Here is a 23,018-nt window from a genome sequence, read left to right as displayed (position 1 = left end):
TCACCGGCGCAGAGCCGCCAGCTCGACCGGGCTGTGCGCCGAGAACACCTTGACCTCGTCCTGGTGCTCGCGGGCCAGCTCGTGCAGCCGCTCGAGGTTCGCCAACCGCGCCTTGCGGTCCGTCTGGACGAGGTTCTGGAACGCCGTCATGCCCGGCGGGCAGTGCGGCGCGACCGGGTCCAGCTGGCCGTGGAAGAAGTACGCGTCGCCGGCGTGCAGCAGCCAGCCGTCGCCGGTGTCGACCGCGACGCCCGTGTGGCCGCGCGTGTGACCCGTGAGCGGGACCAGCAGGATCTCCTCCGGCAGCCCCTTGAGCGATCGGATCGCCTCGAAGCCGAACCACGGCTCGCCCAGCTCGTCGTACGTGCTCCACAGCGGGCGGTGCGCAAACTGCACAGTCCGATAGCGGTTCTTCTCGGCCGCGTTCGATGGCGACGTCGCCGCGCGGTGCTCCTCGGTACGGACGTGGACAACGGCGTTCGGGAAGTCCGCCAGCCCGCCCGCGTGGTCGACGTCGAGGTGCGTCGCGACGATGTGCCGGACGTCGTTGGGGTCGAGCTTCAGCGCCTCGATCTGCGCGACGGCCGTCTCGGCGGCCTCGACCCGCGCGCCGACCATCGCCATGAACGGCTTGCCCAGCCACTCGCCGGGGCGGGCCACTGCCTGGCTGCCGAACCCGGTGTCGACGAGCACCAGGCTGTCGCCGGTCTCGATCAGCAGGCAGTGCGCGACCAGCTCCGCCCGCCGCAGCCGGCCGGGCTCGCCGTCGAGCAGCTTGCCGCCCGCCGGACGCATCGATCCGCAGTTCAGGTGGTGCACCTTCATACCCTGCTCCTGGAGCTCAGCCGGAGGAACTCGGTCTCGTCGTGCGCGGCGAAGACGGTCACCTCGTCGCCGTGCTCCTGAACAAGCTGGCGCAGGCGGCGGTGATTGTCCAGCCGGGCGCCCTTGACCGTCTCCATGCGGCCCTCGAACCACTTCAGGCCGGGTGGGCAGTGCGGCGTGGTGTCGACCTGCCCGTGGAAGAAGTACGAGTCACCGGCGTTGAGCAGCCAGCCCTCGCCGGTGTCGACGGCGACCCCGGCGTGGCCGCGCGTATGGCCGGAGAGTGGGACCAGCAGGATCTCCGGCGGCAGGCCGTCGAGCTGCCGGACGGCGTCGAAGCCGAACCACGGTTCGCCGGTGTCCGCATAGGACGTCCACTGTGGACCGTGAGCGAACTGGATCGTGCGGTAGCGGCCGCGTTCGGCGGCGTCGCGCGGCTCCTGGAACGCGCGCAGCTCTTCGGCGTAAACGTGCACGCGCGCCCACGGGAAGTCGATGAGCCCGCCGGCGTGGTCGAGGTCGAGGTGGGTCAGCACGATGTCGCGGACGTCCGCCGGGTCGTGGCCGAGCGCGCGGATCTGGGCGATCGCCGTCTGCGCGGGATCCTCGACCGGGTTGGACTGGCGGACGAAACCCGCGCCCAGCCAGGCGTTCCGGTCGACGGCGGCCGGTGTGCCCATCCCGGTTTCGACGAGCACGAGGCCCGTGTCGGTTTCGAGCAGCAGGCAGTGGCAGACCATGGTGGCGCGCCGGAACACGCCCGGCCGGCCGTCGATCAGCCCGCCGCCGAGCGGGCGCATGGTGCCGCAGTTCAGGTGGTGGACGCGCATCAGGAGAACTCCCGGTCGAGGGTGGCGTGCAGGTGGGTGGCGACGGCGCGCAGGGGCGTGAGGTCGCGGCGGGTGCGGGCCAGCAGCAGCCCGCCTTCGATCGCGGCGAGCACGACGGTGGCCAGCTCGTCCGCGCGGTTCGGCGGAAGCTGTTGTCCCGCAAGGTAGTCACGAAGGATTTCGTGCCACGACGAATAGCCGTCGGCGCAGGCTTCCCGGATCGGCTCGCTTTCCGCGGCGGCGTCGAGTGCGACCGTCGCGAGTGGACACCCGCGCTGGAAGTCCGACTCGGTCAAGAAGCCCGCGAGCGCTTCGACGGCGCGGTCGACCGCGGTCGGCGCGTCGGGCGCGTCACGCAGGATCGCTTCGAGGAGCGAGCCCGTGCGCTCGCTGGAAAGCCGGACGGCTTCGGCGGCGAGCTGTTCCTTGCCGCCGGGGAAGTGGAAGTAGAGCGACCCCTTCGGTGCGCCCCCGGCCGTGGTCAGCTGGGTGAGGCCGGTGGCGTGGTAGCCCTGCGAGTGGAACAGGTCGGCGGCGGTGTCGAGCATCCGCTGCCGCGTGTCGGTGCGACGGACCATGGCGCCGACTGTAGCTCAAACTATGACGACCGGTCTAGTGAGTCTGCTTCTCGGTAAGGTCATCTCATGGGCAACCCGACCGGTCAGCAGTTCGAGATCACCCGCGGCAACGCGCGCGCCGTCGTCACCGAGATCGGCGCGGGGCTGCGCGCGTTCGAGGTCGGCGGAGTGCCGTACGTCGAGGAGTTCCCCGAAGACGCGAAGCCGCCGAAGGGGGCCGGGCAGGTGCTGCTGCCCTGGCCGAACCGGACCAAGGCCGGCAAGTGGACGTTCCAGGGTGAGGAGCAGCAGCTCGAGATCACCGAGGAGGCGCGTGGCAACGCCATCCACGGCCTGACCCGCCACCTCGAGTGGGAGCTGCTGGAGCACGCCGAGTCGTCGATCACCCTGGCCGTCGACGTCGAGGTGCAGCCGGGCTGGCCGGTGCCGCTGCGCGCGACCGTCACCTACGAAGTCGCGCCGCGCGAGCTGACGATCACCCACGAGATCCGCAACGAGGGCGAGCAGCCGATCGGTGTCGGCGTCGGGACGCACCCGTACTTCCGGATCGGCGACGTCCCGACCGACGAGCTGACCCTCACGCTGCCCGCGGGCCGCGTCCGGCCGTACCTCGGCGACGAGCAGATGCCGTACGCGCCGGAGCAGGACGTCGAGGGTACGGAGTACGACTTCCGCGCCGGGCGGGTGCTGGCGGGCGTCGACCTGGACACGGCGTTCGGCGGGCTTTCGCCGGCTTCGGACGGGACGCACCACTTCGTCCTGGCCCACGAGGACCAGCGGCTGGTGGTCTGGACCGGCCCGGACTTCCACTGGGCGCAGGTGTTCACGCCGGACGACCTGGTCGGGCGCGGTCGCGCGGTGGCGATCGAGCCGATGACCTGCCCGGCGGACGCGCTCAACACGGGCACGGACCTGATCGAGCTCGAGCCGGCGGCGTCGTGGTCGGGCAGCTGGGGCATCCGAGTCGGGTGAAGCGGCTGAGCGTCGCCGACGCGGGCGAAGTGCTGACGCTGCAACGCGCGGCGTACATCACCGAAGCCCGCGCGCACGACGACTGGGACCTGCCGCCGCTCCTGGAGACCCTGGACGAGACGCGGGCGGCGCTTTCGTCGTGTTTGTCCTGGGGCATCCGGGAGAACGACCGGTTGGTCGCGTCAGTGCGCCTGACGGTGACGGGCGACGTCGGCGTGATCGGCCGGCTGGTGGTGGCGCCGGACCGGCAGGGGTGCGGTCTGGGCGGCGGGCTGCTGGCTTTCGCCGAGTCGGCGGCCCCGCCGTCGGTGATGGTCTTCCGGTTGTTCACCGGGGCGAAGAGCGTGGGGCCGTTGCGCCTGTACGCGAAGCACGGCTACCGCGAGACGCACCGGACGCCGGAGAACAACCACGAACTGGTGCACTTGGAGAAGGCCCGCGTGCGGCCGCCCGAGTGAGTTCGTTAGCGTGGCGAACTATGGCGAAGGCAATTGTCGGGGGCCATGTCGTCCCCATCGACGGTGATCCCATCGAAGGCGGCACGGTCCTGATCGACGACGGGAAGATCGTCGCGGTCGGTACCGAGGCGGACGTCGACATCCCGGAGGATGCCGAACTCGTCGACGCGGCGGGCACCTGGGTGCTGCCCGGCTTCATCGACGCCCACGCCCACCTCGGCGTCCACGAGGACGGCGAGGGCTGGGCCGGCAACGACACCAACGAGATGACCGACCCGAACGGCGCCCGCTTCCGCGCCGTCGACGGCATCGACCCCTACGAGCCCGGCTTCGACGACGCGCTGGCCGGCGGCGTCACGAGCGTCGTCATCAAGCCCGGGTCGGGCAACCCGATCGGCGGCCAGACGATCGGCGTCAAGACCTGGGGCCGCAGCATCCTCGACATGATTTTCGCGGAGCACGTCAGCGTGAAGAGCGCGCTCGGCGAGAACCCGAAGCGCGTGTACGGGGAGAAGAAGCAGACGCCGTCGACCCGGCTGGGTGTCGCGGCGATCCTGCGCGAGGCCTTCACGAAGGCCCGCAACTACCAGGCCAAGCGCGCGCACGCGGAGTCCGAGGGCAAGCCGCACGAGGTCGACCTGACGCTGGAGACGCTGTCGAAGGTCCTCGACGGCGAGCTGTACTGGGACCAGCACGTCCACCGCGCGGACGACATCGTGACGGCGCTGCGGCTGGCCGACGAGTTCGGCTACAAGCTGGTCATCAACCACGGCACCGAGGGCCACCTGATCGCGGACCTGCTGGCCGAGCGGGACGTGCCGGTGATCCTGGGGCCGCTGTTCACCACGAAGTCCAAGGTGGAGCTGCGCAACCGGACGTTGCGGTCGGCCGGCATCCTGGCGCGGGCGGGCGTCAAGATCGCGATCACGACGGACCACCCGGTGATCCCGATCAACTTCCTGGTGTACCAGGCAGCCCTGGCGGTCAAGGACGGCCTCGACCCGGCGACGGCGCTTCGCTCGCTGACCGTCAACCCGGCGTCGATGCTGGGTCTCGACGGCCAGATCGGCTCGCTGAAGCCGGGCCTGGACGCGGACGTGGTGCTGTGGTCCGGAGATCCGCTCGATGTGATGAACCGGGCCCTGCGCGTGTTCGTTCGGGGCGACGAGGTGTATCACTTCGACGAGACTCTGGGCGAGGGCGTGTCGAAGGACCGCCGCTACCGCGAGACCCGCTGAGTTTCGGACGGCACGCCGGTTACCGGGCGGTTCCGGCGTGCCGTTCGATCAGGGTGAGCACGTGATCAGAGACGTGACTGACGTGATTGAGCCCGTGACTCGCGTGTTTGGGGCCGGAACTCGCGAGTTCCGGCCCCAAACACGCGAGATCCGGCTCTGATCACGCCGGACCCGTTTCCGATCACGCGAGTCTCAAGCCTTCTTCAGCTCCCGGGCGATGACCAGCCGCTGGATCTGGTTCGTCCCCTCGAAGATCTGCGGCACCTTCGCCTCCCGCATGTACCGCTCCACCGGGAAGTCCCGCGTGTACCCGGCCCCACCCAGGACCTGCACCGCGTCGGTGGTCACCTTCATCGCCCCATCGGTCGCCACCAGCTTCGCGATCGACGCCTGCCGCTGGAACGGCAGCCCGCGGTCACGCCGCCGAGCCGCCTCCAGGTAGCACGCCCGCGAAGACTCCACGATCGCCGCCATGTCGGCCAGGAGGAACTCGATCCCCTGGAAGTCGATGATCGACCGGCCGAACTGCGACCGCCCCTTCGCGTACGCCACCGCCTCGTCCAATGCCGCCTGCGCCAGGCCCACCGCGCACGCCGCGATGCCGAGCCGGCCGGAACTCAACGACGACAGTGCGATCCGCATGCCCGCTCCTGCCGGACCCACCAGCCGGGAAGCCGGCACCCGGGCGCCGTCGAAGATTAGCTGGGCCGTCGGGGAGCCGGTCAAGCCCATCTTGCGTTCGCGTGGGGCCGCCGACAGGCCGGGAGTCGCCCCGTCGACCAGCAGACAGGAGATCTCTTCCGGGCCCGTGCGGACCATCGTCGTGTAGAAGTCCGCCACCCCCGCGTGCGTGATCCACGCCTTCGTGCCGTTCACGACGTAGTCCGGGCCGTCGAGACGCGCGCGCGTCGAAAGCGCCGCCGCGTCCGAGCCCGCCTGCGTCTCCGAGAGCGCGTACGCCCCCAAGAGCGAGCCTTCGAGCATGTCCGGGAACCACTCGTCGCGCTGCTCGTCCGTGCCGTACTCCGACAGCGCGTAGCAGGACATCGTGTGCACCGACAGTCCGACGCCGACCGTCATCCACGCCGTGGCGATCTCCTCCAGGACCTGCAGGTACACCTCGTACCGCACGTCGCCGCCACCCCAGCGCTCCGCGTACGGCAGCCCCAGCAGGCCGGACTTGCCCAGCAGGCGGAACTGCTCGCGCGGGAACTGCTCGGCTTCCTCGGCCGCCGCCGCGCGGGGCGCCAGCTCGTCACGGGCGATCTCCCGGGCCAGCGCGACCAGGTCTTCGGCGTCCGAATCCGGCAGCAGGCGTTCGGCGGGCATCGTTGTCCTCCAAAGCGGTACTGAAAACAGTACTGTGGGCCCGCTTAGAGTACAGTACGACAGGCCTGGGGTGGCCGGAAGACGTAGGAGATAGTGAGCCGATGCCCCCCGAACCCCGCCGGAAGCCGACCGCGCGCCAGCGCGCCCTGCTCGGCGACCTCGAGGCGCTCTTCCTCGCGGAGGGCTTCGCCGGCTTCACCCTCGACGACCTCGCCGGCCGCCTGCGCTGCTCGAAGTCGACGCTCTACGCGCTCGCGCCGAGCAAGGAGCAGCTCGCCTTCAAGGTCGTCACCCACTTCTTCCGGGGCGCCGGCGAGCGGATCGAGGAGCGGATCGCCGGGATCGACGACGCCCGCAAGCTCATCGGGGAATACCTGGCCGGCGTCGCCGAGAACCTGAACCGGGCGTCGCCGTCGTTCATGCGCGACCTCGCCGAGTTCGGCCCGGCCCGCGAGGCCTACCAGGTCAACAGCCGGTTCGCCGCCCAGCGGCTCCGCCAGTTCATCGACAAGGGCGTCGCCGACGGCGTCTTCCGCGACGTCCACGCCCGGCTCGTGGCCGAGATGACCGGGCTGATCGTCGAAGGCATCCAGACCGGCGTGCTCGGTCAGCGGATCGACGTTTCCGACGCCGAAGCGTTCACCGCCCTGGGCGAACTGCTCCTCGGTGGGCTGAACAAATAGCGGACAGGAATTGTCAGGCCATCCTGGATAAACTCCCCGCGTGATCGTCGTAGGCGGAGAAGCTCTGGTCGACCTGGTTCCCGGCGACCCCCTGGATTCCACTGTGGACGGTGGGTTGCGCGCGCTGCTGCCGCGGCTCGGTGGCGGGCCCTACAACGTCGCGCTGTCGGCCGGCCGCCTCGGCGTGCCGACGGCCTTCCTCTCGCGCGTGTCCACCGACCGCTTCGGCGACGCGATGGTCGAGCGCCTGCACGCTTCGGACGTCGAGACGTCCCTGCTGCAGCGCGGCGACGAGCCGACGACGCTCGCCGTCGTCGCCCTCGACGCGAAGGGCGCCGCACGCTACACGTTCTACGTCGAAGGCACGGCCGACCGGCTCGTCGCGGACCCGGGACCGCTGCCGGAGAACGTGACCGCGCTCTCACTCGGCACCCTCGGGATGGTCCTGGAGCCCGGCGCGTCGGCGTACGAAGCGATGCTGCGGCGCGAGGCGGCGCGCGGCGTGCTGACCGTCCTCGACCCCAACATCCGCGAGGCGCTGATCACCGACCCGGCCGCCTACCGCGCCCGGTTCACCTCCTGGCTGCCCGACGTCCGGCTGCTCAAGATCTCCGACGACGACGCCGCGTGGCTCACCGCTGGCGCCGACCCGGTCGCCGCCGCGAAGACGTGGATCGAGTCCGGTGTGGACGCCGTGGTGCTCACCCGGGGCGCCGACGGCGTCGCGGTGATCACCGCCGCAGGTGAGCTGGCCCACGTACCGTCGCGGAAGGTCACCGTGGTGGACACCATCGGCGCCGGCGACACCGTCCAGGGCGCCCTGCTGGCCTGGCTGCACACCCGCGAGGTCACCGACCTGGCCTCTCTCGACGCGGGAGCGTGGCGCGAAGCGCTGGAATTCGCGGCGAAGGCGGCGTCAATCACCGTTTCGCGGAGCGGAGCCGAGCCGCCCACGTCCGCCGATATGGCGTCCGCCGTGTGAACCTGGTCCCAAAGGGGCCCCCGGGAGCAACGCCACCGCTGCGCGAACCCACGTTCCTCGACTAGCGTAGAGAGGCATTCTTCATACCCCAGCGGGGCGGTGTGCAGCGAGGCGCCAGTGTTTCCTCGCGTGAACACGTGGCTACCTGTGGAACCCGCAGGCGCCGCCGTCCCCGTGCCGAACGTGAGAGGGACTTGTATGTCCGACGCGACGACTGCGGGGCAGTCCGGCGGCGAAACCGCGAAGCTGACCCTGCCGAGTGGCGAGCACGAGTTCAAGATCGTCCACCCGGTCGAGGGCGCGCCCGGGATCGAACTGGGGAAGCTGCTGGCGCAGACGGGGTACATCACCTACGACCCCGGTTTCGTCAACACCGGCGCCGCGTCGTCCGCCATCGCCTACATCGACGGTGACGCCGGGATCCTCCGCTACCGCGGTTACCCGATCGAGCAGCTGGCCGAGAAGTCGACCTTCGTCGAGGTCTCCTACCTGCTGATCTACGGCGAACTGCCGACCGAAGCCCAGCTGGCCGACTTCACCGAGAAGATCCAGCGGCACACGCTGCTGCACGAGGACCTGAAGGCGTTCTTCAGCGGCTTCCCGCGCGACGCGCACCCGATGCCGGTCCTGTCCAGCGCGGTGTCGGCGTTGTCGACCTTCTACCAGGACTCGCTCGACCCGTTCGACGAGCCGAACGTGGAGCTGTCCACGATCCGCCTGCTCGCCAAGGTCCCGACCCTGGCCGCGTACGCGTACAAGAAGTCCGTCGGCCAGCCGCTGCTGTACCCGGACAACTCGCTCGGCCTGGTCGAGAACTTCCTGCGGATGACGTTCGGCTTCCCGGCCGAGCCGTACGAGGTCGACCCGGACGTCGCGAAGGCGCTCGACCTGCTCTTCATCCTGCACGCCGACCACGAGCAGAACTGCTCGACCTCGACCGTGCGCCTGGTCGGCTCGTCCGAGGCGAACCTGTTCGCCTCGATTTCGGCCGGCATCAACGCGCTGTTCGGCCCGCTGCACGGCGGCGCGAACGCCGCGGTGCTCGACATGCTCGAGGGCATCAAGAACGACGGCGGCGACGTCGCCAAGTTCGTCGAGCGGGTGAAGAACAAGGAAAAGGGCGTGAAGCTGATGGGCTTCGGGCACCGGGTCTACAAGAACTACGACCCGCGCGCGAAGATCATCAAGAACACCGCCGACGAGATCCTCGGCAAGCTGAAGGGCGGCGACCAGCTGCTCGACATCGCCAAGAAGCTCGAAGAGGTCGCGCTTTCCGACGACTACTTCGTTTCGCGCAAGCTGTACCCGAACGTGGACTTCTACACCGGCCTGATCTACCGGGCGCTGGGCTTCCCGACGAAGTTCTTCACGGTGCTGTTCGCGCTCGGCCGGCTCCCGGGCTGGATCGCGCACTGGCGCGAGATGATCAACGACCCGGCCACCAAGATCGGCCGTCCGCGGCAGATCTACACCGGCCACGCGTCGCGGGACTACACCCCGATGTCGGAGCGCTGACCCTCATAGCGTGAAGTAAGCGCCCCGTCGTGCATCCGCACGGCGGGGCGCTTATCGTTGGGCCGCGTGACCAAAGAAGCACCCGTCGTCCTGTGGTTCCGCCGCGACCTGCGGCTGGGTGACCACGCCGCCCTGCTGGAAGCGTCGGAGCACAGTAAGCACGTCCTCGCGCTGTACGTGCTCGACGAGGCGCTGCTGAAGCCGGGTGGCGCGCCGCGAGAGGCGTTTCTCTACGGGTGCCTGGAGAAGCTGAACGAGCAGCTCGGCGGCCGGCTGATGCTGGTGCGCGGCGAACCGGCGGCCGAGGTCGTCAAGGCCGCGAAGACGATCGGTGCCGCGGCGGTGCACGTCAGCGCGGACACCGGCCCGTATGGCCGCCGCCGGGACGCCGAAGTCGCGAAAGCGTTGGCGGAGAACAACATCGACTGGGTCGAGACGGGCTCGTCGTACGCCGTGACACCGGGGCGTGTCACCAAGCCGGACGGCGATCCCTACCGCGTGTTCACGCCGTTCTACCGGGCCTGGACCGCGCACGGCTGGCACTCTCCCGCCGACACCGGACCGTCCCTTGTGGACTGGGTCAAACCGCCGCGCTCGCTGAAGATCCCGAAGCCGCCCGAGGTTTCCGCGACGCTGCCGGAGCCGGGTGAGCAGGCCGCGTTGGACGTCTGGCACGAGTTCCTCGACGACGGCATCGAGACCTACGACGAAGACCGCGACCGGCCGGACCGCGAAGGCACGACACGGCTTTCGCCGTACCTGCGCTGGGGCTGCGTCCACCCGCGGACGCTGCTGGCCGACCTGGAGGGTGACGACCGCGTCGGCGCGAAGTCGCTGCGCAGCGAGTTCTGCTGGCGCGAGTTCCACGCCGATGTCCTGTGGCACCGCCCGGAAACCGCGCGCAAGAACTACGACAAGCGGTTCGACGCGATGATGCACGACGACGACCGCGAGGCCTTCGAGCGGTGGTGCGCGGGCAAGACGGGCTACCCGATCGTCGACGCCGGGATGCGGCAGCTGCTGGCCGAGGGCTGGATCCACAACCGCGTCCGGATGGTCGTCGCGAGCTTCCTGGTGAAGGACCTGCACCTGCCGTGGTGGGTCGGCGCGCGGCACTTCATGAAGCACCTCGTGGACGGTGACCTCGCGTCGAACCAGCTGAACTGGCAGTGGGTCGCCGGCTCCGGCACCGACGCGGCGCCGTACTTCCGGATCTTCAACCCGACCACGCAGGGGGAGAAGTTCGACCCGAACGGCGACTACGTCCGCAAGTACGTCCCGGAGCTGCGGCCGGTCGCGGGGAAGGCCGTCCACAAGCTGAAGGAGCGCCCCAAGGACTACCCGGAGCCCATGGTCGACCACGCCCACGAGCGCCAGGTTTCCTTGGAGCGGTACGGCAAGATCACGTCGTGATCAGCCGCGCAGCGCCTCCGACAGCTTGATGCGGCTGCCGATGCGCAGCACGCTGTTGCCGTAGATCTTGCCGCCCAGCCAGGTGAGCAGCGCGACGAGCGCGGCCGTCAGCCCGAGCGACAGCGCGATCTCCCAGCCCGCCGCCGCGCCGGTCGCGATGCGGGCCGGCATCAGGATCGGCGAGAACAACGGGACCAGCGAGATGGCCTTCGTCGCCGTACCGGACGGGTCCTGCAGCAGCAGGTTGAACCCGGTGACGAACCCGACGATCAGCACGATGTTGAGCGGCCCGACCACCGACTGCGTGTCCTCCTGCCGCGACACCAGCGACCCCAGCGCGCCGTAGATCGTGGCGTACAACAGGAATCCGAGCAGGTACCAGAGCAGGCCCCACAGCATCGCGCCGGTGGCGAAGCCGGACAGTGTGAACACCCCGGTCACCGACGCCGCGACCAGGCCGGCCGCGGCCAGGATCACCAGCTGCGTCAGCCCGACCAGGCCGAGCCCGATCACCTTGCCCAGCAACAGCTGCCACGGCCGCACGCTGGCGAGCAGGATCTCCACGACCCGGCTCGACTTCTCCTCGACGACGCCCTGGGCGACCATCATCCCGTAGGTGATGATGCTGATGTAGAGGAGGAACGCGACGATCAACCCCACGACGAGCCGTTGCGTTTGGTCCGCGGGCTCCGGCGAGATCGGGTCGTCCTGCACGTGGGTGCCGTCGACCTGGGCCATCACGTCGGCCGGCTCGAGCTGGGCGGACGACAGCACGCCGTCGAGCACCTGCTGCTGCGCGACCTGGTCGAGCACCTTGCGCAGTTGACTGTCCAAAGAGGACTTGTAGGTGGCGGTCAGCTTCGCCGCGCTGCCCGAGACGAGCGCGTCGAGGTCGCCGTCTTCGACCTTCTGGCGGCCCTCGGCCGGGTCGGTGATGGTGACCGTCGAGATCTGCCGGCCGGACTGCGCGGCTTCGACCTGCAGCTGCCGCGCGATCCCGGTCGCCTGGCCGGTGAGCCCGACCGTGCTCTTGTCCGCCGACCCCGCCAGCGACGTCTGGAAGCCGACGTACCCCAGTAGCAGCACCAGCATCACGACGGTGCCGACGACGAACGAACGTGTGCGCAGCCGGGTGTTCAGCTCGCGCTTCATGACGAGCCAGACGGCCCGCCGGCCGCTCAGCTTCCTCATCGCGGGACCCCCTCTTCTGAGACCGCGTCGCGGAACAGTTCGGTCAGCGACCGGTGACGGCGGCTGAATTCGGTGACCGGCCCGGTGGCCAGTGCCGCGGCGAGCACGGCCTGGTCGTCGGCGCTCGGGTCGAGGTCGAGCACGGTGGTGGTGCCGTGGTTCTCCAAAATGCGCACGCCGGGCAGGCCCGCGGCCCAGCCTTCGGGCGCGGACGGCGCGGTGACGACGAGCTTGCTGCTCGCGCCGGCGGTCAGCTCGGCGACGGTGCCGACGGCGACCATCCGCCCGTCGCGGATGATCCCGACGCGGTCGCACAGCCGCTCGACGAGGTCGAGCTGGTGGCTGGAGAACACGACCGGCACCCCGGCCGCGGCCTTCTCGCGCAGCACGCCGCTCATGACGTCGACGGCCAGCGGGTCGAGGCCGGAGAACGGCTCGTCGAGCACCAGCACGGCCGGGTCGTGCACGAGCGCGGCGGCCAGCTGGACGCGCTGCTGGTTGCCGAGGCTCAGCTTCTGCACCTCGTCCTTGCGGCGCTCGGCCAGGCCGAGCCTGCCGATCCAGTTCTCGGCGTTGCGGTGGGCCTCGTTCGCGCTGAGGCCGTGCAGCTCGGCGAGGTAGATCAGCTGCTCGAGGACCTTCATCTTCGGGTAGAGCCCGCGTTCCTCGGGCATGTAGCCGATGTGGGTGCGCGCTTCGTGCGTGATCTTTTCGCCGCGGAACCGGACCTCGCCGGCGTCGGCGGCGAGCACCCCCAGCGCGATCCGCATGGTCGTGGTCTTGCCGGCGCCGTTGCTGCCGACGAAGCCGAACAGCTCCCCGCCGCGGACGTCGAACGTGACGCCGTCCAGCGCGACCTTCGTGCCGTAGCGCTTGGAGATCCCGTCGATCTCCAGGGTCCCCTCAGTCATTCCCCATCCCCTCTTCGAAGTCTTCGGGGTCGTCGTCCGGCAGCGACCAGCCCAGCACGACGGTGGGGATGGTCGTGCCGGTGACCAGGAGCGCGGACATCATCAGCGCGCCGCGGAACCCGCCGTCGGCGGTGTCCGAGACGACCACGAGGTAGATCAGCGAGGCCACCATCAGGTAGCTGAGCGCCTGGTAACCGATGTAGGTGACGCGGTGGCGCCACTCGCGTTCGCGTTCGTCGAGCAGCCGCGAGAAGCCACCGCACATCCGGCCGGTGAGGATCCGCAGGAGGAAGAACGCGACCCCGCCGGCGACGATGCCGGCGCCCCACAGCCCGAAGAAGAGCCCGTCGTCGATCTTGGTGAAGACGGCGGCGGTGCCGACCAGCACCAGATCGGCGGCGCTCAACACGGCGGTCAGCGCGCGCCGGTGCTTCCGGTCACGCCAGCCGGGCAGCCGGCGCGACTTGTGCTCTTCCCAGTCGTCCAGCTTGTCGAGCTGGTGTTCCCAGTAGGCCGCGAGCCGGCCCGGTTGCTCGGTCATGCTCCCCCCTCGCGGTAGACCTGAGTGGACAGTGGCGTGAACGGCGCGCGGCTGAACACCGCTTCGACCGGCAGGTCGAAGACCGCGCAGATCCGGAAGGCCAGGTCCAGGCTCGGATAGTGATCGCCCCGCTCGAGAGCGCCGATGGTCTGCGGATTGACCTCGACGGCGCTCGCGAGAGCGGCCCTGCTCAGCCCGCGCTCGGCTCGGAGCACGGGGAGCCGGTTGTAGATCGGCAGCTCTTTGCCGCGTCTGACCGGACTCATGGGGTTACTGTTGCAAAAACGCAACGGGTCGTCAAGTTAAGTGAACATCAAGGCCGGTTGTGCACAGGGCGGGCGTGATGTGGACAGGTCTGGTCTCCGGCCGCTGGAACGAGGTTGTTGTCGGTGGGCGCCGATACACTGGACGTGGGCACGCCCCCAGGGAAGGGCGGGGGTCCGTCTGGCGGCCCCGAGTCAAGCGAGCCCGGCGAGGGACTTGTCGACAAGCTCCGCCACCCGCGCCTGCGCAGCGTCAGCGTCCGCCGGGATCAACGCCAGCCGCGTCCGGCGCTCCAGCACGTCCGCCACGTCCAGCGCCCCCTCGTTGCGGACCGCCCACACGACCTCGGCCGCCGTGATGTCCGAGCCCGGGGCCACCGGGGCCGCGAACTCCGCGTCCAGCTCGCCCAATGCCGCCACCCGCGGTGCCTCCGTGCCGTAGCGCGCCACCAGCCGCGGCGAAGCGTCCACAAGGGACAGGTGCGGCCGCGAAGCCGCCCCCAGCAACGGCAACCGTGCCGTCCGGCAAGGCGAAGTGCTCAGACCGGCCAGGCGAACCGCCGAGTCGACCGCGTCCTCCGCCATCCGGCGGTACGTGGTCAGCTTCCCGCCGACCACCGTCAGCAGCCCGTCGGAGCCCACCAGGACCGCGTGCTTGCGGGACAGGTCCGCCGATCGTCCGCCCGTCCCCTCGACCAGCGGGCGCAGGCCGGCGAACGACCCGGCCACGTCGGCCCGGGTCAACGGCCGGGCCAGTACCGAGGAGGCCAGCGACAGCAGGAAGTCCACATCGGACTCCGGAACCACTGGGACATCCGGGATCGAGCCCGAGATCGGCTCGTCCGTGAGTCCCAAGTAGACCCGGCCGTCCGGCTGGGGGAGCAGGAACACGAACCGGTTCGTCTCGCCCGGCACCCCGATGTTCACCGACGTCGTGCCCATCGGCACGGTCCCCGGCGCGAGCACCAGGTGCGAACCCAGCGACGGCCGGAGCCGGACCGCGCCGGTCAGCGTCCCCGCCCACACACCCGTCGCGTTGATCACCTGGCGCGCGTGGATCTCCAGCGAGTCGCCCGAAACGCCGTCGACGGCCGCGACCCGATCCGCCGAGAGCGACGTGGCCGAGAGGCGCGTCAAGATCCGGGCGCCGAACGACGCCGCCGTCCGCGCCAGGGAAACCACCAGACGCGCGTCGTCCACCAAAGCGCCGTCGTAAGCCAGCAAGGCGCCGCGCAAGCCGACCGGCGAGAGCCCGGGAGCCAGGGCCAACGCCTCCGCGACCGGGATCGAGCGTGGCCGCGGCAGGACTGACGACGGGGTGCGCGCCGCCCGGCGGAGGCCGTCGCCGGCCCGCAAGCCGGCCGCCACGAGCGCCTGCTGGGCGCGGGATGTGCTGGGGTACAACGGGAACAGCTGCGGCATCGCCCGGGTGAGGTGCGGTGCCGTGCGCGTCATCAGGATGCCGCGCTCGACCGCACTCTCGTGCGCCAGGCCGAACTCGCCGTGCGCCAGGTACCGCAGGCCGCCGTGCACGAGCTTCGACGACCAGCGGGACGTCCCGAACGCCAGGTCGTGCGCCTCGACGAGCGCCACCGACAACCCGCGCGAAGCCGCGTCCAGGGCGATGCCCGTGCCGGTGACGCCGCCGCCGACCACGACGACGTCGACGCGCTCGCCCGCCGCCAGCTCCGCGAGTTCGCGTTCGCGGCGCCGCGCGTTGAGCGAGCCGGACGTCATGGCTTCAGCGCCGCGTCGAGCACGTGCGTGAACTCCGCCAGCAGCGCCGCCTCGCCGACGTCCGCCGTGGCCGGTCGCAGCGAGAACGCGAACGACTGGACCACCAGCAGCACCGACCGGGACTGCGCCGCGACCGGCGCGCGCCGGATCGACCCGTCCTGGTGGCCGGCCTCCAGCAGCTGGTGCAGCGCCTGCTCGGCGAACTTCTGCGTCGCGCCCAGCCGCTCCACGATGTACGGGAGGACCAGCTCGGGGTCGACGTCGAGCAGCGTGCGGAACAGCGGGTCGGCCGCCAGCGCGCGGACGCCGGCCGACGCGATGAGCACGAGCCGCTCGCGGCTGTTCGCGGCCTCGGCGCCGCATTCGCTCGCCGTGCGCAGCAGCCCGCTGAATTCGCGGGTCATCAACGCGGCGAGCACGCTGCGGACGTCGGGGAAGCGGCGGTAGACCGTCATCCGGCTGACGCGTGCGGTGCGGGCGATTTCGGCGAGTGTGGTGCGGCGCACACCGACGGCCAGCACGCACGAGCGCGCGGCGTCGAGCAGCACGTCATCGGCCACTCGGGTCGCCGTCTGGCGGTTGCGGGTGTCCGCGAGCGCGGAGGATCCCGCGGTCTCCATAGTGTGACGTTTCACGTCCATGTGTCACACTGTATCGGTGAACGCGCTCATTGACCACCGCCTTCGACGGTCCTGGACCCCGGAAGCCGCCGACGCCGCCCGGCTGCCCGCGCGGGCGGCCAAGTGGCTTGAACAGCGTATAGGCCAGACGGCTCCCGGTGCTGCCCCAGCGGGCGATTTGCCGGTGGAAATACCGTCACCGAAACTGGACGAATCTGCTGTCAAAGCGCTGTCGCACGTCGTGGGCGCGGAGAACGTGCTGGTCGACGCCGCGGCCCGGTTGGCGCGCGCGACCGGACTGTCCTACCTCGACTTGCTGCGCCGCCGTTCGCCCTCAGTGGACTTCCCGGTGCCCGACGCGGTCGTGCTGCCCGCCGACCCGGACGAGGTCCAAGCGGTACTTGACGCGTGCGTCCGCCACGACGTCGGCGTCGTGCCCTTCGGCGGCGGCACCTCGGTCGTCGGCGGGGTCGCGGCGCTGCGCGGCGAGAAGGCGTCGGTGATCGCGCTCGACCTCGTCCGGCTCGACGCGCTGGTGTCGGTCGACGCCGAGTCGCGCCTCGCCGTCCTGCAGGCCGGCGTCCGCGGTCCCGAGGCCGAGCGCCTCCTCGGCGAGCACGGCCTGACGCTCGGGCACATCCCGCAGTCGTTCGAGCGGGCCACGATCGGCGGCTTCGCGGCGACGCGCTCGGCGGGGCAGGCGTCGTCGGGCTACGGACGCTTCGAAGACATGGTCGCCGGCGTGCGGCTGGCCACCCCGCGCGGCGAGTGGAAGCTCGGGGTCGCGCCGGCGTCGGCCGCCGGGCCGGACCTGCGCCAGCTCGCGGTCGGCAGCGAGGGAACGCTCGGCGTGATCACCGAGGTCTCGCTGCGAGTGCGCCCGGCGCCGCCGGTCAAGCGGTACGAGGGCTACGCGCTGCCGAGCTGGGAAGCGGGCCGGGAGGCCGTCCGCGACCTCGCGCAGAACCACGTGCTCGCCGACATCACCCGGCTGTCGGACGGGGACGAAACCGAAGTCTCCCTGGCGCTGAACGCCGGTCTCAAGACGACGGCGCTGCGCCGGTACCTCGCCGCGCGCGGGGTGCGGCGGCCGTGCTTCCTCATCGTCGGCTGGGAAGGCACGGCCCACGACGTCGCGGTGCGGCGCCGCGAGACGACGCGCCGGCTGAAGGCGTCGGGCGCCGTGCGCGTCGGCAAGGCGCTCGGCGAGTCCTGGCGGCACGGCCGGTTCGGCGGCCCGCGGCAGCGCGACGCCCTGATGGACCAGGGCGTCTGCGTCGAGACGCTGGAGACCGCGGCCTATTGGTCCACTGTGGACGAACTGCGCGACGACGTCCGGGCGGCGCTCACGGCGTCGCTGGGCCGGTCGATCGTGATGTGCCACATTTCGCACGCGTACGAGACGGGCGCGTCGCTGTACTTCACGGTGCTGACGGCGCGGGATGAGGCCGACCCGGTCGGTCAGTGGCAGCGCGCAAAGGCGGCGGCGTGCGAGGCGATCACCGGGCTGGGCACGATTTCCCACCACCACGCCGTCGGCGTCGACCACGCGCCGTACTTGCAGGCGGAGATCGGGTCGCTGGGCGTCGAGGTGCTGCGCGCGGCGAAGTCCGCGGTGGACCCGACCGGGATCCTCAACCCGGGGAAGCTGGTCTGAGCACTTCGCAGGGGACGCCGTGGCCGTCCGCGGCGACGCCGTCGAGCTTCGCCGCGTCGGCCTGCGGGACGTGGGTGGTGCGCACCGGCTTGCCGTCCACCAGCAGCGGGTAGCGGATCGGCGCGGCGCCGACGTACGTGTGGACCTCGGTCAGGCGGGTGCCGTCTTCGAGCGTGATGTCGGGTTCGGTCAGCCGGGCCAGGTGGTAGCGCGTGCCGCGGCCCTCGCAGCGATCGAGTACGGCCAGCTGGTCCGGCGTCACGAACCAGATGGCGTGCTCCTCGACGCCGTCGAGCGCGGTGAGGGTGGCCGGGCGCTGGTCGTCGACCACGCGGAAACCGGCCGCCCACACCGCGGCGAGCCCGGCGCAGCGCGCGTGCGCGACGACGACCGGGCCTTCGAGCCCGAGCCGCCCGCGCAGCCAGGTGATCTTCGACGGGTTCGCGTTCGAGCCGTACGCCAGCACGGCCATCCGGTCGCGCCAGCCGCCGGGCGCGGTGTCGAGCGGGTGCCCGACACCGTCGACGTGCACGAACGAATGACCCGGCCGGGTGCCCGGGTAGGGCTCGGCCGGGTATTCGTCGTCGGTGAAAAGGGTCAGAAGGTCACCACGCTGCGCAGGACGTCACCGTGGTGCATGCGCTCGAAGGCCTGCTCGACGCCGTCGACGCCGATGCGCTCGGTGACGAACTTGTCGAGCGGCAGCCGGCCCTGCAGGTAGAGGTCCACGAGCATGGGGAAGTCGCGGCTGGGCAGGCAGTCGCCGTACCACGACGACTTGAGCGAGCCGCCGCGCGAGAAGAAGTCGATCAGCGGCAGGTCGTTCAGGCGCATCTCCGGCGTCGGGACGCCGACGAGCACAACCGTGCCGGCGAGATCGCGTCCGTAGAAGGCCTGCCGCCAGGTCTCCGGGCGGCCGACGGCGTCGATCACGACGTCCGGGCCGAAGGAGTTCGTGGCGTCCTGCATGGCCTCGACGACGGCTTCTTCGCTGAGGTTCGTGCTGTTGACGGTGTGCGTGGCGCCGAAGTCCTTGGCCCACTCCAGCTTCCGGTCGTCCCTGTCGATCGCGACGATCGTGGTGGCGCCGGCCAGCTTCGCGCCCGCGATGGCCGCGTCGCCGACGCCGCCGCAGCCGATGACCGCGACCGAGTCGCCCCGGGTGACGGCGCCGGTGTTGATGGCCGCGCCGAGCCCGGCCATGACGCCGCAGCCGAGCAGCCCGGCGACCGCGGGTTCGGCCTCGCGGTTGACCTTCGTGCACTGTCCGCTGTGGACGAGGGTCTTCTCGAGGAAGGCGCCGACGCCGAGCGCGGGGGACAGCTTGGTGCCGTCCTGGAGGGTCATCGGCTGGGTGGCGTTGAACGTCGAGAAGCAGTACCACGGCTTGCCGCGCTTGCACGCGCGGCAGGTGCCGCAGACGGCACGCCAGTTGAGGATGACGTAGTCGCCGGGCTCGAGATCGGTGACGCCCTCGCCGACCGCCTCGACGACGCCGGCGGCTTCGTGGCCGAGCAGGAACGGGAAGTCGTCGTTGATCCCGCCCTCGCGGTAGTGCAGGTCGGTGTGGCAGACCCCGCAGGCCTGCACGTTCACGACGGCCTCGCCCGGCCCGGGATCGGGCACGAGCACGGTCTCCAGCGAGACGGGCTCGCCCTTCGCCCGCGAAACGACCCCCTGGACCTCGTACGGCATGCGAATCCACCTTCCGGCTTTGCTGGTTCTGCCCGCAGCTAATCACGGATCACGCGGAGATGGCGACATCCGCATGAGTGAGGTTCGGTGATTCATGCGCAACGTGTTGCGTTATTCGCAACTGAGTGCGGCACGGGGGCCCGGTGTCTTGAATGAGTCATTCAGGTCTTCGGAGGTCCTGAATGACTCATTCAGGACGTTCGGCTGCTCGACCGCCGGTGAGCTGCGCGTGCCTCCGGCCCCCGGTTTCCACGCTACCCGGCGGTACCGACAGTTCCGGGCGGCTCCGGGAGGTCCATCGACGCCAGCCGGGCCGGGTCGGCCACCGCCGCGATCCCGGCGATCCGGCCGTCCACCACCGTGAACGCCACCACCGACAGCGGGCTGCCGTCCTCGCGCCACGCCACGACTCCCGGCAGGCCGCCGACGAGGACCGCCCGGCCGCCCGAGGCCGCGCCGAACCGGGCGCCCGCCGCGACGTTCGTCGCGCCCAGCACCACCACCACGCCGTCCGGGGTGTCGACCGTCAGGCGGACCTCCGGATCCAGCACGCGCAGCAATCCCTCGAAGTCGCCGTCGCGGGCCGCTCGCAGGAACGCGCCCACCACCTCTCGCTGCTCCCGGCCCGCGGCGGGTGGCTGCGAAGGCGTCCGCACCTTCCGGCGGGCTCGGCTCGCGAGCATCTTCGACGCGCCGGGGGTCTTGCCGAGGATGCGGCCGATCTCCTCGAACGGCACCGCGAACAGGTCGTGCAGCACGAACGCCAGCCGCTCGCCCGGCCCGAGCGACTCCAGGACGACCAGCAGCGCGAGCCCGATCGAATCCGCGAGCGCGACGTCGTCCTCCGGCGCGGGGCTTTCGTCCACCGCCACGACGATCTCGTCGTACGGCGCTTCCGGACGTGACCGGCGCGAGCGCAGGACATCCAGGCTGATCCGGCCGACCACCGTGGTCAGCCAGCCGTCGAGGTTGTGGATGGTCTCGGCGTCCTGGCGCGACAGCCGCAGCCAGGCCTCCTGGACCACGTCCTCGGCGTCCGCGTGCGAGCCGAGCACCCGGTGGGCCACCGCGCGCAGCCGGTCGCGCTGCGCCTCGAAGGCCTCGGTCAACGTGTCGGGCATGTCGTTACCTTCCTCGGTTCCGCTCCGTCGTGGGGATGACGGGCCCGGAGGGGCCGAGGTAACCGATGGAGGACCGATGGAAGCACGGCTGAAGGACTCGGGGAATCCCGAGGTGTTCGGAGCGATCCAGCAGATCATCAAGGCGGTGCGGGCCGGCGGCGTCGACCCGCGGGTGCTGGAGCTGGTCCACCTGCGGGCCAGCCAGATCAACGGCTGCAGCCCCTGCGTTTACGGGGGAGTCCAGTCGGCGAAGAAGCACGGCGAGACCGAAGAACGGCTGCACAACGTGGTCGCGTGGCGTGAGACGCCGTTCTACACGGAGCCGGAGCGGGCGGCGCTCGCGCTGACGGAGGCCGCGACCCGCCTCCAGGACGGCGAGCCCGGGGTGACCGACGAGATCTGGGAGGCGGCGGCGAAGCACTTCGACGAGCCGCAGCTGTCGGCGATCACCCTGAACATCGCGCTCACCAACTTCTTCAACCGGATCAACCGCACGACGCGGCAGCAGGCCGGAGCGACCTGGTGAGCACGGCGGGGCACCCGTCCGGCGCCCCGCCGAGCCCGGTCAGGCCGGGGTGATGATGTACGCGATGCCGCCGGGGCCGCTCGCGACGGTCCCGTCGGCGCGGTACCGCTTGGTCCGCTGCCAGATCTTCTCGAACTGGTCGCGCTTGTAGATGTTCCGCACCCGGTCGTTGCTGCTCGACGCCGGGTCGTTCGCGATCACGTCGCCGTCCTTCGTGAAGCCGACGACCACCATGATGTGCCCGGCCGTCCCGTACCCGGCGCCGTCGAGCTCCTCGGACAGGAACGACTGCGACGTGATCACCGGGATGCCGCGGGCGATGTAGGTCTCCAGCTCGTTCAGCGAGTGCAGCCGCGTGATGTGCCCGCGCAGCCCGCGCGACGCCGCGTATGCCGTGTTGAACGGCCAGTTGCCGGTGCCGTCGTAGGCGTGGTCGTAGGTGTAGCGCGCCGCGAACGCCACCGACGGGTCGACGTAGTCCGCCGGGATCCAGGACATCTCCGCCGCCGACGGCTTCTTGCCCCAGTACTCGGCCACCATCTCGGTCGACGTCGGGCTGCACCAGGCTTCGCCGCCCCCGCCGTACTGGGGGAACTGTCCCTTGTGGAGGTTCTGCGCGTACGCCGGCACCTTCAGCTCGATCCCGGTGGCGCGACCCGGCTTCGTCGTCTGCACGTCGAAGCGGTCCGGCACCGCCGAGGTCATCGCGCCCAGCGACGTCACCGACGGCGTCGCGTGCGAGCCCTTTTCCCGGTAGAGGCTGATCCGCAGCTTGTACGACTTCAGCGTGACGCCGGTCTTCATGACCAAGGTGTCGACGTCCACCGCTGCGTTCGCGTCGTCCTGGCCGTCGACGCTGGTGCGCAGGATGTCGGCGTCGCCGCTGGCCCAGCGGCCCATCACGTACCACGCGGTTTCGGCGCCGGCCGACGTCCGGCCCTGCGCCTCGACCTGCAGCCAGGTCTTCGCCGGCGTCTGGGCGTTCCAGGACGCGACCAGCTGCGTCGCGCCGAAGCCCTCCCGGTACGACGGAGACGTCCACTGGCCGTACTCGTACGTCTTCGTGGTGCCGAGCTCCGGCTCGGTGTGCTCGACCGTGCCGGCCGGGCGCGTGATGCGCAGGCCGTCGTGGGTCAGCGCGAGCCCGGCGAAGTCGCCTTCGTGGAAGCGGCCGCCGTTCCACTCGTGGTAGTCGATCGCCTCGTCGTCGCGGGGCCGGGCCGGCGCGGCCTCGGCGACTTGCGCGGTTACAGCTGTTAACACAACCACTGACAATAAGGTGAACAACTTGCGTACGCGCATCCCGGCTCCCTGATAGACCCACCCAGTAGCCAGGGATTTTCGCCGCTCGGGCCAGGTATGTAAACAGGTACCTACAGGACGGCCTGCGTCTGTGTCACTTTCGCGACCAACTTGCCGTCGTCGTCGTGGATCTCCGTCTCCACCACGACGAACTTGCGGCCGGCGTGCAGTGGTCTGGACGACGCAACGGCGTAGCCCGAACGCACGGCGCGCAGGAAGTTCGTCTTCGACTCGACGGTCGTCGTGCCCTGGGCGCCCTCGGGGAGGTTGAGGAACGCGCACACGGCGCCGGTCGAGTCGGCCAGCGCCATGAGCGCGCCCCCGTGCAGCGCGCCGCCGAGCGTGCAGAGGCTCTCGTCCCACTTCAGCCGGCTGCGGACGAGCTCACGCCCGTGCTCCAGCACCTCGACGCCGAGGCGCTCGGAGAACGGCATGGTGCGGTGGAAGAGCTGCGTGCCCTCGGGATCGGTCATGCCCCGCAGCCTGCCCGAAGACCGGCCGCGGGGCGATTACCTCCGGGGTAGTCGTGAGTGAGAAACAGGGTTATAACACTGTTTCTGTAACACCACCCGCAGCCCCGCGGGGGGTCGAGCCGCCCCGCGGCGGTGTGGTGGGGGGGGGGCCCCACCCC

Annotated in this window: 24 protein-coding genes; 9 read left to right on the top strand and 15 right to left on the bottom strand. The window is 70.6% G+C overall.

Translation table 11 applies throughout. The features are described 5' to 3' along the window. The 3 genes from AB0M59_RS34745 to AB0M59_RS34735 are packed head-to-tail and all read right to left on the bottom strand — an operon-like array spanning window position 1 to window position 2,233. Entirely contained in the window at window positions 1–825 is an 825-nt protein-coding gene (locus AB0M59_RS34745; protein WP_364623923.1) for an MBL fold metallo-hydrolase, read from the bottom strand. Continuing rightward, complete coding sequence (locus AB0M59_RS34740; protein WP_364623921.1) at window positions 822–1,655, bottom strand: MBL fold metallo-hydrolase; 834 nt, start codon at window positions 1,653–1,655, stop codon at window positions 822–824. Before AB0M59_RS34740 ends, AB0M59_RS34745 begins: the two co-directional genes overlap by 4 nt. Next, entirely contained in the window at window positions 1,655–2,233 is a 579-nt protein-coding gene (locus AB0M59_RS34735) for a TetR/AcrR family transcriptional regulator (protein ID WP_364623919.1), read from the bottom strand. Before AB0M59_RS34735 ends, AB0M59_RS34740 begins: the two co-directional genes overlap by 1 nt. A 66-nt stretch (window positions 2,234–2,299) precedes the next feature. On the opposite strand from AB0M59_RS34735, the gene AB0M59_RS34730 reads away from it, so the two are divergent. From AB0M59_RS34730 to AB0M59_RS34720, 3 genes are read left to right on the top strand one after another with little or no spacing between them, the layout of a single operon-like run. Next, complete coding sequence (locus tag AB0M59_RS34730) at window positions 2,300–3,205, top strand: aldose 1-epimerase family protein (protein ID WP_364623917.1); 906 nt, start codon at window positions 2,300–2,302, stop codon at window positions 3,203–3,205. Then, window positions 3,172–3,663: a GNAT family N-acetyltransferase gene (locus AB0M59_RS34725; protein WP_364623915.1), complete on the top strand. Its 492-nt coding sequence runs from the start codon at window positions 3,172–3,174 to the stop codon at window positions 3,661–3,663. The genes AB0M59_RS34730 and AB0M59_RS34725 overlap by 34 nt, the downstream gene beginning before the upstream one ends. 20 nt (window positions 3,664–3,683) lie before the next feature. Beyond that, window positions 3,684–4,901 (top strand): amidohydrolase, encoded by a 1,218-nt coding sequence (locus tag AB0M59_RS34720; RefSeq protein ID WP_364623913.1) that lies wholly within the window; start codon window positions 3,684–3,686, stop codon window positions 4,899–4,901. A gap of 192 nt (window positions 4,902–5,093) precedes the next feature. On the opposite strand, the gene AB0M59_RS34715 is transcribed toward AB0M59_RS34720, so the two are convergent. Further along, entirely contained in the window at window positions 5,094–6,230 is a 1,137-nt protein-coding gene (locus AB0M59_RS34715) for an acyl-CoA dehydrogenase family protein (protein ID WP_364623911.1), read from the bottom strand. 101 nt (window positions 6,231–6,331) lie between these two features. Between AB0M59_RS34715 and AB0M59_RS34710 the strand changes: the two genes are divergently transcribed. From AB0M59_RS34710 to AB0M59_RS34695, 4 genes are all read left to right on the top strand, one after another. Continuing rightward, entirely contained in the window at window positions 6,332–6,913 is a 582-nt protein-coding gene (locus tag AB0M59_RS34710; RefSeq protein WP_364623909.1) for a TetR/AcrR family transcriptional regulator, read from the top strand. 40 nt (window positions 6,914–6,953) lie between these two features. Then, the gene (locus AB0M59_RS34705; RefSeq protein ID WP_364623907.1) at window positions 6,954–7,895 is read left to right on the top strand and encodes a carbohydrate kinase; all 942 of its coding nucleotides are present in this window, start codon (window positions 6,954–6,956) and stop codon (window positions 7,893–7,895) included. A 198-nt stretch (window positions 7,896–8,093) separates the two neighbouring features. Next, window positions 8,094–9,410 (top strand): citrate synthase, encoded by a 1,317-nt coding sequence (locus tag AB0M59_RS34700; protein WP_364623905.1) that lies wholly within the window; start codon window positions 8,094–8,096, stop codon window positions 9,408–9,410. A gap of 66 nt (window positions 9,411–9,476) precedes the next feature. Beyond that, the gene (locus AB0M59_RS34695; RefSeq protein ID WP_364623903.1) at window positions 9,477–10,823 is read left to right on the top strand and encodes a deoxyribodipyrimidine photo-lyase; all 1,347 of its coding nucleotides are present in this window, start codon (window positions 9,477–9,479) and stop codon (window positions 10,821–10,823) included. Here the strand turns inward: AB0M59_RS34695 and AB0M59_RS34690 are convergent, their stop codons facing one another. The 6 genes from AB0M59_RS34690 to AB0M59_RS34665 form a co-directional block, all read right to left on the bottom strand. Continuing rightward, on the bottom strand, window positions 10,824–12,014 hold the full coding sequence (locus AB0M59_RS34690) for an ABC transporter permease (RefSeq protein WP_364623901.1): 1,191 nt from the start codon (window positions 12,012–12,014) through the stop codon (window positions 10,824–10,826). Continuing rightward, window positions 12,011–12,925, bottom strand: coding sequence for an ATP-binding cassette domain-containing protein (locus AB0M59_RS34685; protein WP_364623899.1), 915 nt, complete (start codon window positions 12,923–12,925; stop codon window positions 12,011–12,013). The genes AB0M59_RS34690 and AB0M59_RS34685 overlap by 4 nt, the downstream gene beginning before the upstream one ends. After that, the gene (locus AB0M59_RS34680; protein ID WP_364623897.1) at window positions 12,918–13,466 is read right to left on the bottom strand and encodes a hypothetical protein; all 549 of its coding nucleotides are present in this window, start codon (window positions 13,464–13,466) and stop codon (window positions 12,918–12,920) included. The genes AB0M59_RS34685 and AB0M59_RS34680 overlap by 8 nt, the downstream gene beginning before the upstream one ends. Further along, window positions 13,463–13,732 carry a helix-turn-helix transcriptional regulator gene (locus AB0M59_RS34675; protein WP_364623896.1) on the bottom strand — a complete coding sequence of 90 codons (270 nt, stop codon included), beginning with the start codon at window positions 13,730–13,732 and terminating at the stop codon, window positions 13,463–13,465. The genes AB0M59_RS34680 and AB0M59_RS34675 overlap by 4 nt, the downstream gene beginning before the upstream one ends. 192 nt (window positions 13,733–13,924) lie before the next feature. After that, the gene (locus AB0M59_RS34670; RefSeq protein WP_364623895.1) at window positions 13,925–15,466 is read right to left on the bottom strand and encodes a glycerol-3-phosphate dehydrogenase/oxidase; all 1,542 of its coding nucleotides are present in this window, start codon (window positions 15,464–15,466) and stop codon (window positions 13,925–13,927) included. Further along, window positions 15,463–16,026 carry a helix-turn-helix domain-containing protein gene (locus tag AB0M59_RS34665; protein ID WP_364624090.1) on the bottom strand — a complete coding sequence of 188 codons (564 nt, stop codon included), beginning with the start codon at window positions 16,024–16,026 and terminating at the stop codon, window positions 15,463–15,465. Before AB0M59_RS34665 ends, AB0M59_RS34670 begins: the two co-directional genes overlap by 4 nt. Before the next feature lie 97 nt (window positions 16,027–16,123). Between AB0M59_RS34665 and AB0M59_RS34660 the strand changes: the two genes are divergently transcribed. Next, on the top strand, window positions 16,124–17,743 hold the full coding sequence (locus AB0M59_RS34660; protein WP_364623893.1) for an FAD-binding oxidoreductase: 1,620 nt from the start codon (window positions 16,124–16,126) through the stop codon (window positions 17,741–17,743). Here the strand turns inward: AB0M59_RS34660 and AB0M59_RS34655 are convergent. The 3 genes from AB0M59_RS34655 to AB0M59_RS34645 all read right to left on the bottom strand — a co-directional run bounded on the left by AB0M59_RS34655 (window position 17,721) and on the right by AB0M59_RS34645 (window position 20,559). Further along, window positions 17,721–18,275, bottom strand: a complete 555-nt coding sequence (locus AB0M59_RS34655) for a gamma-glutamylcyclotransferase family protein (protein ID WP_364623892.1) — start codon at window positions 18,273–18,275, stop codon at window positions 17,721–17,723. The two genes, AB0M59_RS34660 and AB0M59_RS34655, sit on opposite strands and share 23 nt — an antisense overlap. 65 nt (window positions 18,276–18,340) lie before the next feature. Beyond that, a complete protein-coding gene (locus tag AB0M59_RS34650; protein WP_364623890.1) occupies window positions 18,341–19,438 on the bottom strand; it encodes an S-(hydroxymethyl)mycothiol dehydrogenase in 1,098 nt (365 codons plus the stop codon). Window positions 19,439–19,692: 254 nt separating this feature from the next. Next, window positions 19,693–20,559: a sigma-70 family RNA polymerase sigma factor gene (locus tag AB0M59_RS34645; RefSeq protein ID WP_364623888.1), complete on the bottom strand. Its 867-nt coding sequence runs from the start codon at window positions 20,557–20,559 to the stop codon at window positions 19,693–19,695. A 76-nt stretch (window positions 20,560–20,635) separates the two neighbouring features. Here AB0M59_RS34645 and AB0M59_RS34640 point away from each other — a divergent pair, with 76 nt between their 5' ends. Continuing rightward, the gene (locus tag AB0M59_RS34640; protein WP_364623886.1) at window positions 20,636–21,085 is read left to right on the top strand and encodes a carboxymuconolactone decarboxylase family protein; all 450 of its coding nucleotides are present in this window, start codon (window positions 20,636–20,638) and stop codon (window positions 21,083–21,085) included. A 39-nt stretch (window positions 21,086–21,124) separates the two neighbouring features. Here AB0M59_RS34640 and AB0M59_RS34635 read toward each other — a convergent pair whose 3' ends face one another. Together AB0M59_RS34635 and AB0M59_RS34630 are read right to left on the bottom strand one after the other, a co-directional pair. Further along, a complete protein-coding gene (locus tag AB0M59_RS34635) occupies window positions 21,125–22,387 on the bottom strand; it encodes a peptidase C39 family protein (RefSeq protein WP_364623884.1) in 1,263 nt (420 codons plus the stop codon). Between the two features lie 71 nt (window positions 22,388–22,458). After that, window positions 22,459–22,860 carry a PaaI family thioesterase gene (locus AB0M59_RS34630; RefSeq protein WP_364623882.1) on the bottom strand — a complete coding sequence of 134 codons (402 nt, stop codon included), beginning with the start codon at window positions 22,858–22,860 and terminating at the stop codon, window positions 22,459–22,461. Window positions 22,861–23,018 lie beyond the last annotated feature (158 nt).

The organism is Amycolatopsis sp. NPDC051371 (assembly GCF_040682155.1).
GTDB lineage: Bacteria > Actinomycetota > Actinomycetes > Mycobacteriales > Pseudonocardiaceae > Amycolatopsis.
Note: the sequence above shows the minus strand (reverse complement) of the source record. Positions and strands in the feature narration are given on the sequence as shown.